Source organism: Pseudoalteromonas sp. CuT4-3 (assembly GCF_035666335.1).
Taxonomy (GTDB): Bacteria; Pseudomonadota; Gammaproteobacteria; order Enterobacterales; family Alteromonadaceae; genus Pseudoalteromonas; species Pseudoalteromonas atlantica.
This window is the reverse complement of the sequence record NZ_CP142031.1, coordinates 178,750-192,337: the sequence shown is the minus strand read 5'-3', so window position 1 is coordinate 192,337 and position 13,588 is coordinate 178,750. Positions and strand designations below refer to the sequence as shown.

Annotated in this window: 13 protein-coding genes; 1 reads left to right on the top strand and 12 read right to left on the bottom strand. The window is 41.2% G+C overall.

Features of this window, described 5'->3' with window-relative positions; translation table 11 throughout:
- Positions 1–27 precede the first annotated feature (27 nt).
- From moaA to VOI46_RS17765, 6 genes are all read right to left on the bottom strand, one after another.
- Positions 28–999 carry a GTP 3',8-cyclase MoaA gene (gene moaA / locus VOI46_RS17790; RefSeq protein ID WP_004588707.1) on the bottom strand — a complete coding sequence of 324 codons (972 nt, stop codon included), beginning with the start codon at positions 997–999 and terminating at the stop codon, positions 28–30.
- Between the two features lie 84 nt (positions 1,000–1,083).
- A complete protein-coding gene (locus tag VOI46_RS17785) occupies positions 1,084–3,375 on the bottom strand; it encodes a molybdopterin cofactor-binding domain-containing protein (RefSeq protein ID WP_282337941.1) in 2,292 nt (763 codons plus the stop codon).
- 12 nt (positions 3,376–3,387) lie between these two features.
- Positions 3,388–3,876: a (2Fe-2S)-binding protein gene (locus VOI46_RS17780; RefSeq protein ID WP_029771953.1), complete on the bottom strand. Its 489-nt coding sequence runs from the start codon at positions 3,874–3,876 to the stop codon at positions 3,388–3,390.
- Positions 3,877–4,070: 194 nt separating this feature from the next.
- The gene (locus VOI46_RS17775) at positions 4,071–4,679 is read right to left on the bottom strand and encodes a nucleotidyltransferase family protein (protein ID WP_282337942.1); all 609 of its coding nucleotides are present in this window, start codon (positions 4,677–4,679) and stop codon (positions 4,071–4,073) included.
- A gap of 1 nt (position 4,680) precedes the next feature.
- Positions 4,681–5,700 carry an XdhC/CoxI family protein gene (locus VOI46_RS17770; protein WP_282337943.1) on the bottom strand — a complete coding sequence of 340 codons (1,020 nt, stop codon included), beginning with the start codon at positions 5,698–5,700 and terminating at the stop codon, positions 4,681–4,683.
- A gap of 417 nt (positions 5,701–6,117) precedes the next feature.
- Positions 6,118–6,978: a DUF6279 family lipoprotein gene (locus tag VOI46_RS17765; protein ID WP_004588712.1), complete on the bottom strand. Its 861-nt coding sequence runs from the start codon at positions 6,976–6,978 to the stop codon at positions 6,118–6,120.
- 597 nt (positions 6,979–7,575) lie between these two features.
- On the opposite strand from VOI46_RS17765, the gene VOI46_RS17760 reads away from it, so the two are divergent.
- Positions 7,576–8,301, top strand: coding sequence for a tetratricopeptide repeat protein (locus tag VOI46_RS17760; protein ID WP_004588713.1), 726 nt, complete (start codon positions 7,576–7,578; stop codon positions 8,299–8,301).
- A 71-nt stretch (positions 8,302–8,372) separates the two neighbouring features.
- Here VOI46_RS17760 and VOI46_RS17755 read toward each other — a convergent pair whose 3' ends face one another.
- From VOI46_RS17755 to VOI46_RS17730, 6 genes are all read right to left on the bottom strand, one after another.
- Positions 8,373–9,815, bottom strand: a complete 1,443-nt coding sequence (locus VOI46_RS17755; protein WP_282337944.1) for a coniferyl aldehyde dehydrogenase — start codon at positions 9,813–9,815, stop codon at positions 8,373–8,375.
- Positions 9,816–9,969: 154 nt separating this feature from the next.
- Entirely contained in the window at positions 9,970–11,694 is a 1,725-nt protein-coding gene (locus VOI46_RS17750) for an ATP-binding protein (protein WP_282337945.1), read from the bottom strand.
- Positions 11,695–11,865: 171 nt separating this feature from the next.
- Positions 11,866–12,132 carry a hypothetical protein gene (locus tag VOI46_RS17745; protein WP_004588716.1) on the bottom strand — a complete coding sequence of 89 codons (267 nt, stop codon included), beginning with the start codon at positions 12,130–12,132 and terminating at the stop codon, positions 11,866–11,868.
- 185 nt (positions 12,133–12,317) lie between these two features.
- Entirely contained in the window at positions 12,318–12,569 is a 252-nt protein-coding gene (locus VOI46_RS17740) for a hypothetical protein (RefSeq protein ID WP_004588717.1), read from the bottom strand.
- 157 nt (positions 12,570–12,726) lie between these two features.
- Positions 12,727–13,095, bottom strand: coding sequence for a response regulator (locus VOI46_RS17735; protein ID WP_004588718.1), 369 nt, complete (start codon positions 13,093–13,095; stop codon positions 12,727–12,729).
- A 57-nt stretch (positions 13,096–13,152) separates the two neighbouring features.
- A complete protein-coding gene (locus VOI46_RS17730) occupies positions 13,153–13,557 on the bottom strand; it encodes a DUF1761 domain-containing protein (RefSeq protein WP_004588719.1) in 405 nt (134 codons plus the stop codon).
- Between the last annotated feature and the right edge of the window lie 31 nt (positions 13,558–13,588).

Genomic DNA, 13,588 nt, shown 5'->3' with positions numbered 1-13,588 from the left:
GTAGCGAATTACACTACATTTACGCCTTTACCCACCTAACATAGATAAGTTTGTAGTGACCCCGGTGTTACCTTGGTGCAATAAGTGCGTTGGTTTTTTTGTTTTTATATAACGCGCTAACTGATCAATTAATGCCTGATTAGTGTTATCACTCATGTATTCTCTAAGTGATATACCCTGCTCAGAAAACAAACATAAATGCAGTTTCCCCAGTGATGAAATTCTTAGCCTGTTGCAGGTAGCACAAAAGTCATTACTGTAAGGCATTATTAACCCTATTTTGCCTAAATAATCAGGATGGAAAAACTCTTGCGCAGGCCCCGCCGTTACATCGCGTATAATGGGCTGCCAACCAGCGCGAAGCAACTGCTCTTTTATGGATTGCCCCGATATATGGTTAGCATCAAAAAATGCTTTATTGTCGTTTGTTTGCATTAGCTCAATAAAACGCATCGTTACGGGCCTGTGCTTTAAATACGCTAAAAAAGGTTCAAGGGCACGGCCATTGTACTGTTTCATTAGTACGCTGTTTATTTTTACTGAATCTAAGCCGCTCTCTAGGGCCGTGTCTATTCCTTTCATAACCGTGGCAAACTTATCATTGCCGGTAATGGTATTAAACATACGTGGGTCTAGGCTGTCGATGCTAACATTTATTGCATTGAGCCCAGCGTGTGCCCAATCTTTAACATGTTTATGCATTGAGTAACCATTTGTAGTGGCGGCTATTTTGGTAATACCTTGGGTGTCTTTTGCCGCACGAATTACATCTATAAAATCTTTTCTGAGGGTTGGCTCACCGCCAGTAATGCGTAACTTTGATATGCCATGATGAGCAAAGGCGTTTACGGTGTTGCTAATTTCGTTAAGTGAAAGAAAGTCTCGGTCGTGATCGCATTGATAACCATCCGGTAAGCAATACACACACTTAAAATTACATACATCAGTAATAGATAAACGTAGATAACTAAATTTTCGCCCTGCTGGGTCGACTAGCATAAAAAAGCCTTTAACATTTTAATAATTCATCGCTAAGTTCAAAGCGCGTAAAGCCTGTGCCTTACGCGCTTTGTTAGCACTTAACTAGGCCGAAAGACCTGCTTTAAGCTCATTGGGTTTCATGGGTAAATTACGTAACCGTACCCCGACTGCATTAAATACCGCATTTCCAATAGCTGGTGCAACACCAATTACTCCAGGCTCACCTAAGCCCATTGGAAACTCATCACTTTGTACAAACTCTATGTCCATATCAGGCACATCTTGCATTCTAAGTGGCAAGTAAGTGTTAAAGTTAGTGGCTGCTACTTGTCCGTTTTGGTAATTATTTGATTCATGTAACGCAAGGCTTGTGCCCCACAATAACGAACCTTCAAGCTGGGCTAGTGCACCATCTGGGTGAACAATTAAACCTGCATCTACCACGGCGTAAAGCTTTTTAAGCGTAATTTTGCCATCGCTTTTATTTACGTGCACATGGGCTGCTGTGGCAATCCACGCTGGCATATTACGCTCTTGGCCTGAACTTACTGAAAAACCAATGCCTTCATTTTCACCCAGCTTAACATTTGCGACCTTCGCTGACACTTTTTTAAGTACCGCATTTAAGCGCAGCGCTCCGCCCACGCTTTCAGGAGCTTTTCCTGCTTGTTTACCTTTGCCATCGAGCATTGATAAACGAAACTCAACCGGATCAATCCCTTGTTTGTGCGCTATTTCGTCGATAAAAGACTCTAGGCTCCATGCTATCCAGCCAGGGCCTACCGAGCGAAGCCAACCTGGGGTAAATGTGCTTTGCGCTAATTCGTTATTAATTGCGCGGGCACGGTGGTTATCCATGCTGTACCAGTGATCGGCTCCAGAGGCTGAAAATGCATCAAACTTACCTTTGCCATCAACCCCTGGTGATAAAAAGCCAGGTGCCATTGCTTTTGTTGGCCAACCTGCTGCAAAAGCATGCTCCATTGCACTGAGCTCGCCATTTTCATTAAACGAAGCTGTTAATTTAGCTGTAGAGGCAGAGCGTGATTGATCAAATAAGCTATCGTCAGCGCGCGTAAATACCAGTTTTACGGGTTTGCCAATCGCTTTTGCTGTTAATGCTGCAGGCACGGTCCAATCGCCAAATAAGCGACGCCCAAATCCACCGCCTAAATAATAAGGACGAATAATAACGTTATTTTGTTCAACCTCTAACGCCTTGGCCAATGCAGGTAATGTTAAAGACTGCCACTGATTACCGGTATGGATAATCCACTTGTCTTGTTTAAACTCTGCCACCGCGTTAAGCGGCTCTAATTGATAATGGCTTGCAGTTGCTGTGGTGTACAGTGACTCAAGCGACTGCGTTGCCTCAGCCTGCATTTTAGCGGTATCACCTTCATTAACAAATAAGGTGCCAGCGTTGCTATCGTTACATAATTTTTCGCCCAGGGATTGAATATCGACCTCTGTAACATTAGCTGTTTGCCCTTTTTTATAGGTTACTTTTAGCGCATCTACCGCTTTAATAGCACTGGGGTAATTGTCAGCTAAAACCACCACCCAGCCTTGTACGGTATTACTCGGGTCGTTTAAAATCTCAAACCCTTTATATCCTTTTATTGCTTTTGCAGCGCTATCGTCCACCTGTGTCACTTCACTACCATAACGTGTTGGTGGGATCACAGGACGCGCATACACCATGCCTTCAAGCTCTACATCTATGCCGTATACGGCAGTACCATTTGTTTTTTCCGGAATATCAAGCGCTTTAAAGTCTTGTTTTAAACCCGTTAAGTGGCGTTTATTGGCAGGCTTTAACGGCAGTTTTGCAACTTCTTCACTGCTAAAGGTACGGTTAAACTCACCATTTTTAACAATATCGGCATAACTGAGCGATTTATCGCCTGCAATTATGCGCCCTTTACTAGCGTGGCACTGCTCCGGTTTAACCCCAAGCATATTAGCCCCTGCATCTATAAGGGCTATACGCCCCGCGGCGCCAGCTTGTGAAAGCGGCTTAAAGCTTTGAAACACCGACCACGAGCCACCTGTAACCATGTAGCCCCACTTTTCGTGCGTATCTACATACGTGATTGACACTTTATCCCAGTCGCACTCAAGCTCATCTGCCACAATACGCGCTAAGGCGGTGCCTACGTGTTGGCCCATTTCAGCTTTGGCAATACTAACGACTACTTCACCTTGCTGGTTCATAGTCCACCAAATTGTCGGTGAAAACAATTGTTGTGCAATCGACTCTTTGGCGCTAAGTTCACCTGAAAATAAAGCCGGAGCAAATGCCATAACCAGGCCAGCAGTTGCTGTACTAATCATAAAAGAGCGACGGTTTAAGTCTACGGTTTCGGTATTTTTTTGAAATAGTTTTTTCATTGTCGGCTCCAGTTACACGTCTAGCTCTTTGGGGTTAAACATTTGTACTGCACTTTGCGATTCATCAGCTGCACGTTGTATAGCCGATTTAATACGCTTGTACGCCATACAGCGGCAGTAGTTGCCATTCATATGATTTACTATTTCTTGATCTGTTGGATTTGGATTGTCTGCTAATAACGTAGCAGCTTGCATAATTTGCCCCGATTGACAGTAACCACACTGAGGTACTTGCTCATCGACCCACGCTTTTTGCAGCGGGTGCGCGTTGTTAAGTCCTTCAATGGTCGTAATGTTTTTTCCTGCCACTGCGCCCACGGGTAATACACACGAGCGCGTTGCTTGCCCATCTAAATGCACTGTACATGCACCGCACATAGCAATACCACAACCAAACTTAGTTCCTTTTAACCCTATTTCATCGCGAATAACCCACAGCAAAGGTGTATCTGCACTTGCTTGCGATTTAACCTCTTTGCCATTAACTGTAAACGTCACCATAGCTTGCCCCTTCATTAAGCCTAAATAAAATTAAAGTAACGCATGACCCATACACGTTACTTTTTATACCACCGTACGTTGAAACTATTACGCTTTGCATTGCAGCGCACATTTAAAATGCGCACTGGCATAACTGTTAAAAATTTAATCTCGTTTTGAACGTTTAACCTAAAGTTTAGGCTATATTTTTTAGTTTATTCGCTTACACTTAGGTTGTTGTTATTATTAATAAACTGCTTTAATTGCTGTTGAGTGTCGATATCTGTGCTTGCCTGCTTAAGTAAAATAGTATTAACGTCAACCTGTGTATCGCGCAGCAAATGTTGAGCGCCTTTATCGCAATTTAGCGCTGCGAGTGTATTAAAATCACAGGCAGGAAATACAGCAGGTACGCCAAGGCGCTCGCCATAATCAGCGCACCAGCGCGAGGGGTTGTTGTTAAAATGAGTAATTAAAGTATTTATGTGTGTAGCACTAAGCTCAACCTGATCCGCCAGCATAAATAAAATCCCCTCTAATGAGTGCGCCTTACTTATAGTGTGTGTTGCCAGCGCAATGGATTTTCCTAAGCCTATTTGCCAGTGTGGGTTATGCAGTATTTCAACATTGTTATAGCCACGTAACGCGTGTTCAATTTGCGCATGCCAAGCACCGCTAATCACGTATATGGGTAATGTGTCATCACCTTGTAAGGTATCTACGGCGCGGCAAATCATTGGTTTATTACCTACATCGGCTATAAGCTTACAGCCGTTAAAGCGCGACGATTGCCCAGCGGCCAAAATAACCTTTGCTACGCGCACCTTAGTTGCCCCAATTACTTAACGATGTAGCATCTTTATTAGCAAATACCGCATGAATTTCGCTAATGAGCGACAAAGCTATGCTCTCTGGCGAGTCGCCTCCCAAATTAAGCCCAACAGGACCAAATACAGGCGCTACTACCTTGTTTACCGTTGTATTTGCATGTTCAAACACTTGCGCTCGGCGATGTGCAGGCCCCAGTAATCCCATGTACTTTAGTTGGCTTAGCTCAAGTGCGGCTAACGCCTGTGAGTCAAGCTCTACACTGTGGGCCATTAAAACAGCGGCATCCACTTTGTGCTGTTCGCAAAATTGTTTAAGCTGCGTAGCTGGGCAACGCAAAATATTATCGGCATGCTTAAAGTAGTCTCTTTTAGCATTTGCAGCTCGGCTATCCCATACACTTACCATCCACCCGAGTTGTTTAGCAAACGCGTATACTGGTATCGCATCAGCGCCACCACCGACAATTAATAAATGTGCGCTGGGGTAAATAGCCACTTCTAAACGTTGGACTTTATCTTGCTCTAAAAGCGCTGCTTTGCGGTTTAAAGATAAGTTGTGCTGCTGCGCCGCGGTTTTAAAAACGCCTGACCCCTTTGCCACCAAAGGTTTAATTTGCTGTGTGTAGTGCCCCGATTGCTTATTTTTAAGCGCATTAAACATGCTATCTAATTGTAAGTATTCGTTTTCACTATTAACGCTTTGCAAAATAATATGCACTACACCACCACAACCAATTCCTAGCTGAAATGTTAAGTCGTCTTCATCGGTTGCATCGTAGGTAATAGTTTTAGAATGTAATGAGGTCATAACCTGTTTGGCGTGGCGCTGAATATCAGCCTCTAAACAGCCACCCGAAAGCATGCCTAAGCGCTGGCCAAGGCTCGAAATAAGCATCATCGCGCCCAATTTTCGATAGCTAGACCCTTCAATTTGGTACAAGGTTGCTAGCACCCATTGTTGTTCATCACGAAGCGGATACCACGTATTGAGCATTCCTTTTAAATCAGTAACCATAAACTGCAGCCATTACAAACCTTAATATGCGCGCGTTTTAATTATCACCATGGTGTCGCTTTGCTTCATTTGTTAGATATAACGAGGATAATCAAGCAACAAATAAGTGAGAAGCGTACGTGATATATTTTAAAATCGATCAGATAGGACGTTATTAAATATGAAATATTATCTTAGCATTTATCGAGGGCGAGGTGACCTGTGTGGTTTGAAATTTTTCACTCTAGGTGCAATTAAATCGCCTTCAAAGGCTTTGCCCTGACTAAAAACCAAACGCCCTGTTGTAAATTCATCCACCGCAGTACGCCTCGCGCTAACTTCCTTAATAAGCGTAAAATTTATAAAAAGTTACACATGCTTAATTAGCAAACAATACGTTAGCTTTTTGGCTAATGTGAGCCTTAGCTTAAATAAGCATTAATCTTCAATTAAATCGGTGAGCGTATTAATTAGCTCATCAAACTCATTATTTACACTCTCGTGTTGCTGCTCACTCAATGTGGTATTTAGCTCAATAAGTAGGTTTACATAGAGCGCTAAGTTTGCATCATTACTGGCTAATAACTCTTCGCTCATATACGCTTCTCGCTGTGTAATTACATAGCTTAATTGTTTTACAAATTCAGCCTCACTGAGCGCTTTATTTAAAAGTACTTGCTGCGCTGCATTTAAACGCGTTTGCTTGTACTGATGCCAAAGTAATGAAGAGTCATAATGAGCATTGTTAGCTTGGGTAATAAGCTGCGTTTGCACAGGGGTTAACTTTCCTAGCCATTGTTTGTAGTAATCGAGCTGCCTTTCTAGGCGTTCGCTTTTGCGCTCCTGCGCTGTTAATTCAGTAAACTCTTCGTATTCTTCGTTAATTTGCGTTTGGATATTAGCAATAAGCTCTTCGCGCTGCGCATAAGAAAGCGTAAGCCCTAACTGCGCGAGCGGTATATGCGCATGTTCAAGAATGTTTTGAAAATGAGCTCTGGCCAATACCACTTGCGACTTTAATTGCTGATAGTCTAACTGCTGATTAAATAACCCTTTTAGATTTAGTATATCTTGCTTGTAGGCGGGTAATTGCGTGGTGCGGTGCCACTGCTGGGTTGTGTTAATAATACTTTTGAGTTGCTTGTTTTGCTGCTTATTTAGGTCAATGTAGTCATCTACCCAAAACGATGAAAGCCACGTTAAGTTATTATAAGTAAACGAAGCCGAACAACTACACAAAAATAGCAGACTGAGCGCAATGGCTACGCGCGAAACTTTTATATTTTTTATTTTAAACATGAAATCCTCAACTAACGCTTTCTCTCAAACTTTCACATAAATACGCACAGATGTTAATTTACTTTAATTGATAATAATTATTATTTACTGTTGACACTCCGTCAAATCTAAATAATAATTAATCGCATAAATAAAGTGTAACGACCTCAGTGCCCAAGGAAGAAATACAGCATGGATGCTGACACTTTGTTTTAAGCGCGTGACTGCTTAATGGCTATTATTTACTCGACCCAAGTAATAGCATAAAAGTTCATCTCTACTTGCTACATTGCTCATATTAGTGACGGTTAATATGACATTAAAAGCGCAGGCTTTGGCTTGCGCTTTTTTACTGCTTCAAATTTTCTGTAATATCTGTATCTTACGCTTATAAACAGCGCATTATTAGCAATATAATTGCTTATTTAAGCTATAATTACCACAACAGCTTGGCTAAGTGTTAAACGAGCATATAATCACCAAAGCGTTAGTATTTCACTTAACCCCAAGCACTTGCACCATTTTATACGTGGCTATTAAATAGTAAGTACAAAGTGTTGCAATAAAACAGGTTTTTATACATACACATTGCAACTATTACCTATTGGAGACATGGCTATGTCACAGTTTAATTTAAAAGCATTAATACTCACTGGCTTTTTGCTTTCAAGCCCATTTGCACATGCAACTCTTGAAGACGGTATAAGAGCTGCCAACGAAGGCGAGTTTGCGACGGCACTAAAAGAATTTGAATATTTAGCTGATAAAGGCTTTGCCCCTGGTATTTACGAACTAGGTAAACTTTACGAGGGCGGCTATGGGGTTACACGCGATTACTTTAAAGCGGCAGAGCTTTATAAAGAAGGCGTTAAAAAAAATCACGCTGACTCAATGTTTGCGCTAGCGGTTTTATACGATGAAGGCAAAGGCGTAAAGCTTGATAAGCAAATGGCGGTTACGTTATTTGAAAAAGCAGCGAAAAAAAACCTCCCCGCCGCACAATTTAATTTAGGTGTTATGTATGCAAATGGCGAGGGCGTAACGCGCGATTATAAACAAGCCAGAACGTGGTACGAAAAAGCCGCGGCTAATAACTACTCACTGGCGCAATTTAATCTGGCGCTCATGTATTTTGAAGGCCTAGGCATGCCAAAAGACTTAGAGAAGTCGTATGTGTGGAACACCATTGCAGAATACAACGGCAACATGCAAGCAAGCCATAGCCGTAAGCTAGATGAGCGTAAAATGCTACCCAAAGAAATAGAAGAAGCAAAAGAAAAAGCTGACAAAATCTACGAAAAAATACTCGCAGGCACGTACGCCGGTGAAGGTCGCTTATTTTAATTTGCGCCTAGCTAAACCTAAGCGTTTCACAAGGGCAAATGCATCTCGCATTAGCCCTTTTTTATACCAATTTACTTAATATATAAAAATTTAAGCAGCTTAATATATAAAAATTTAAGCAGCTTAATAATAAGGTTGCTCTGTTTGAGTAAAAGCGCGGTACGCGGGTTAAACGAGCTAGACACCAAGGTGTTTTTTGCATGACTAAAGGTTAAAAACCCTTCTTTACCATGATAATGCCCCATTCCTGAATGCCCAACTCCACCAAATGGCACATCGTCTGCTGTCACCTGCACTAAGGCATCGTTTACAGCAACTGTACCACTTAATGTTTGCTCCATTATGTAATCTTGAGCGTGCTTATCTTGGCCTAAAATATATAGCGCTAAAGGGTGATTATGCGCTTTTATGTAGCTAATTGCCTCATCGAGCTTTTCGTAGGTTTTAATAGGCAAAATGGGGCCAAATAACTCATCTTGCATTAGCGTCATATCATCGCTAGGTGCGGTAACAATATGCAAACCCATTCTATGCTTTTGTTTGTCTTGCTGGTTTTGATCTAGCGGCTTAATAACTTGCGCACCTAACTGTTGTGCTTGTGTTAAATACCCTTCTAAGCGAGTGTAATGCGCATCGCTAATAATTGACGTTAAGTTTTTGCCTTCAACCCCGTCTTTAAAGTGCTTTTTATAAAGCTCGCACAATTGCTGCACCAGCTGATGTTCAAGGGCCTTAGGTACAAATACATAATCTGGGGCTACACAAATTTGCCCCGCATTAGCCATTTTACCAAACAATAATGTTTGCGCTGCTTTTTTAATATTAGCTTGTTCAGTAATGATCACCGGCGACTTACCACCAAGCTCTAAGGTAACAGGGGTTAAATTTTCGCTGGCCGCTTTCATAACCAGCTTGCCCACTGACGTTGAGCCAGTAAACAGCAGATGTGCAAATGGCAGTGCAGAAAACTCACTCGCTACATCGCTTGCCCCTAACACCACTTTACAGTGCGCTTGTAGCTCGTCTGCAAATATTTTTTCGATGACTGCATTAGTATGCGGGGTAAATTCGCTGAGCTTAAGCATAACTCTATTACCCGCAGCAATGGCGGTAATAACAGGCACTAATGCCAATTGTATGGGGTAATTCCAGGGTGCAATCACGCCAACTACACCAAGTGGCTGGTAAGTCACACTCACTTTTGATGGCCACAAACTTAAGCTAGTTGAGCGCTTACTGGGTTTTGCCCATTTTGGCAATTTTTTAATAATGTGCGCTAAGCCCTGAACCGTTGGCAGAATATCGCCAAGTAACGTATCGAACGCGGTTCTGTAGCCAAAGTCTTTTGATGCTGCATCGATAAACGCTTGCTCATTGCTAACAATGCGTTTGTGCAGCGTTTTTAATAATACAATACGCTTATCTATCGGGAGGTACGACTGGGCTAAAAAGCTATTTTGCAGCTCATTAAACGTATCGCTGAGTGACGGTGTGTGTGTGCTATCAGTATCCAAAGGTGCTACTCGTGTATCATTTTGCTACGACTATAACGCCGTTCTGATTTTCGAGCAATAACACTAACTATCTAAAAATTACCGTTTTTGTAGGAACAAATAGCCACAATTAACCACTACTCGCTCAATAATTTAGCCCTTAAATTACTTTTATTTAGCTCGTTAGCGGCTCACAAGGAAGCGTAATAATAAATTTAGCGCCGCCTTGCTCGCGGTTCTGTGCGCTTAGCGTGCCATTAAGCGCGCTAATAATTTGCTTAGAAATACACAACCCAAGCCCTAGCCCATCAACCGATTTAGTACTGTAAAAAGGCTCAAAAATAGTCTCTATATCGTGCACTTCTATACCCGGACCGGTATCTTCAATACACAGTTGCACACTATTATTTAGATAATTGGCCCTAATACTCAGCTCGCGAGTAATACACCCTTGCATTGCTTGGCTGGCATTCGATATTAAGTTAACTAACACTTCTTCAAGGGCCGCTTTATCTGCTAACACGTTTAATTGGCTGTCAATTTTAGGCGGTAAAACACTTATATTGTCCTGCTTTAGCTGGTTTTTATTAATCTCAAGTGCCTTGGCTACTGATTCACTTAATGGCACTTCGCTAATAATCGTTTTTGCAGAATCAGAAAAATAATTTAGCTGTGCAACTATCTTATGCACTCTTGCTACTAAGGCTTCAACAAACTGTAAATTTTCGTTTAGGGCTTCAAACTTTCCTTTAGCTAGCAAGCGTTTAGCACTGGCTAAGTAAGTATTAATGGTATTAAGCGGGTGGTTAATTTCGTGGTTAAAGCCCATGCTAAGCTGGCCAATTGTTGCAAGCTTAGTTGATTGTACAAGCGCATCTTGCTGTGCTTTAAAAGCATTAGTACGTGCACTAATTTCCTGACTGACACTGTGATGGGAATAAACCAGCTTTTTAACGCCAACAAAGCGCCTTAAAACAACATACCCTAGGGAAATAATAAGCGCATAAATTACCACAAAGCCAAATAACGCCGGTAATTGGGCAATATTAGCATTAGATACATTTACTAATACGGTAACCGATGCGTTCAAAAAACGTAATTTTTGCTCTACCGATAAATAGTTTTGCTCATCAATTGTGCTAAACAGTAACCTTTGTGATGTGTAATTTGAATGGGCAATCAGCTTAGGTTGATAATCTAAATACGCACGACGCTGAGCGATGTCTCGACGATGAGTAATATCGAGTGTAGAAAACGTATTCAGGCGCCAATTTTCCATATCTGAAATAGCAATCACGCTATCTTCTAGCTGCACATAAAAGTGGCTGCCTTTGGCTGTATTTAAAAGCTCACGGTCACTCTCAAATTTGTTCACATTGACTTTTAAAACAACGACCCCTACCGCTTGATTATTGTTATAAATGGCTTGTGAAAAATAGATGCCTCGCTCTTTTGTACGCATGCCTAGGGCAAAATACGCTACTTTTTCACCTGCAAATGCGCGCTTAAAATACGGTCTAAACGACAGATCGCTGCCTAAAAAGTTATGATCGGCCTGCCAGTTACTGCTTGCAATCACAGCGCCTTGTTCATCAAGAATATAAATATCTGAGGCACCACTGGCTTGTTGTATATCAGCTAAGTAGTTATTAATTTTTTTTTCGTTATTTTGCGCCGCACCTAAAAAATCAATAACCTCATTGTTATAAGTAAGAAGCTGAGGAATTTTTGAAAAACGCGCAAGCTCAGCATCAATATAATGCTTTAACTGAGTTGCTTGCTGGGCTGCTTTTTGCTCGGCCTGATTATAATAATGAGTTCGGCCATAGCAAAACACGACCGACAATAGCACTATCAGTACAACAAAAGATAAAAGAAGTTTTTTAGAAAAGGAGAACATGCCCTAGCTCACAACAAAATAGCTATAAAATTTAAGGGCGCTAGTTTAACGGGTTATGGGCGCTAACAACAGAAACTTTGTGTTAACAAATACAATAAATCTTAATTTATTTATAAACTGCTGCAAGTCTGTACTGACTCGCAACAGTAAACATCATTAGCGGTACTAAAATTACGAGTTAGTGGCTAATTGAGGCTTATTTTTAGCGTACTTGTATAAGCCGATCAGTGAAGCTGCAATCCAGAAAATCTCAATTACAAAGCTTGCAAGGTTAAAGTTGTAACACAAACTGATTAACAGCAAAATTGCCCCTGTTAAATTCATTATGTTGTACAATAACCCCGTTGGGGATGCTTTATTAAGTTGTAATAAAAAGAATGCACCAACAACTAAGAAAGTACCCGCCATACCTACAATATCAAATAACAGTGCTATCACACGTTTATCCTTTGCTTAAAAAACCCAACTAACTGGCCCTATCCTTGGGGAGGGTGTTTTTCAATCATTGAAACAGCAAAACCGGGCGATTATATCAGGCTTGTTTATTGGTACAAGGTCAATTGTCCGCCTTACTAAGCAGCAACCCTAAGCTTTTGTAGTTATTACATTTTAATCGTATTGGGTTATTTAAAGGTAACCTTACCGCCAATTATTTTATAAGCTGGCGTACCGCGTATGATTGCTGGGCGCGCAAATGGGCGCTCGCATTGAGGGCAAATACACGGTGTAGTTGTGTAATCTTGGGTTATTCGCTCTATAAAACACTTTACTAAAGCGCCTTTGCCACCTTTCCTATATTTAAACAGCGCCGCTTTGCAAGCAGAGCAAAAAATATCGACTGTTTTAGTCGGCCCTTTTTTATTTGGTTTAGCCATACACTCCTTAACATACCTACGTTAATACAAAGCAGACATTTTAGCAGTTAATAAATAAAAACGTTACAGAAGCTAGGTAAACTGCCTAATAAGCGGTGGAGAAAAACGCAAGGGATTAAATAAGAGGTACGATATAAAACGCCATAAAAGCGTTTCGCTAATCTCTAAAAAACAGGCGGTTTAATTGCGCTGATAACACATTCATATTAAATGGTTTAATAATAAACCCCGACACTTTTGCTTTGATAACTTGTTTTACTGTTTCAGCGTTATCTTCGCAGGTGACCATAATAACAGGTAAATCGACTAAGGCTTGGTCGTGGCGTATGTTATCGAGCAAGTTTACACCGTCTACTTTAGGCATATGTAGGTCGGTTATTACTAAATCAAATTTTTGCTGACGCAGTATTTTTAACGCTTGTTGGCCGTCAGTTGCCTCCACAACATTTTTGTAATCAAGCTGCCTTAACATATTAATTAATACGTGGCGCATAAGTGGCATATCATCAACGACTAATATTTTCATAATTATCTTTATTGTATTTTAGCGCTTAGCTTAAAGTTGGCGCCTTATCTAGCGTACTTAGGGCCATACACCTATAATAAAACCCATTAATGTAAATTGTAATGTGTAATACCCTGCATTAATTATAAATAACTTGATTGGCCGCTGCTCATAAATGTAACTGAGGCCCAGCGAGCTACCTACCCAAAACAAACCGATGGCAAAACCTGTAAAAGCACCCTCTCCCATTCCGGCCTCTTTACCTAAAAATAATGAAAGCACCACTGCCGACAAAAGTGCAAGTACCATACTGCCGCCAAAAATTAACGCCGGTTTTGCTGTTTGTAAATCAAGCTCCGTAAGGCCTGTACACTCTAACCAGGCATTTTTAAAAAAAGCGTTTGAATACCAAATACCGCCAAGCATAAAAGAGGAAAGCGCCGCCACAAGCACGGCAAAAAAATTAACATCAGTAAAATTCATACATACTGCCATAATGCATAGTGTACAAGGG

Excerpts from the sequence above, each read along its gene's own strand:
- moaA (WP_004588707.1), bottom strand. The coding sequence starts at position 999 with ATGCTAGTCGACCCAGCAGGGCGAAAATTTAGTTATCTACGTTTATCT.
- VOI46_RS17785 (WP_282337941.1), bottom strand. The coding sequence starts at position 3,375 with ATGAAAAAACTATTTCAAAAAAATACCGAAACCGTAGACTTAAACCGT.
- VOI46_RS17780 (WP_029771953.1), bottom strand. The coding sequence starts at position 3,876 with ATGGTGACGTTTACAGTTAATGGCAAAGAGGTTAAATCGCAAGCAAGT.
- VOI46_RS17770 (WP_282337943.1), bottom strand. The coding sequence starts at position 5,700 with ATGGTTACTGATTTAAAAGGAATGCTCAATACGTGGTATCCGCTTCGT.
- VOI46_RS17765 (WP_004588712.1), bottom strand. The coding sequence starts at position 6,978 with ATGTTTAAAATAAAAAATATAAAAGTTTCGCGCGTAGCCATTGCGCTC.
- VOI46_RS17760 (WP_004588713.1), top strand. The coding sequence starts at position 7,576 with ATGTCACAGTTTAATTTAAAAGCATTAATACTCACTGGCTTTTTGCTT.
- VOI46_RS17750 (WP_282337945.1), bottom strand. The coding sequence starts at position 11,694 with ATGTTCTCCTTTTCTAAAAAACTTCTTTTATCTTTTGTTGTACTGATA.
- VOI46_RS17740 (WP_004588717.1), bottom strand. The coding sequence starts at position 12,569 with ATGGCTAAACCAAATAAAAAAGGGCCGACTAAAACAGTCGATATTTTT.
- VOI46_RS17735 (WP_004588718.1), bottom strand. The coding sequence starts at position 13,095 with ATGAAAATATTAGTCGTTGATGATATGCCACTTATGCGCCACGTATTA.
- VOI46_RS17730 (WP_004588719.1), bottom strand. The coding sequence starts at position 13,557 with ATGAATTTTACTGATGTTAATTTTTTTGCCGTGCTTGTGGCGGCGCTT.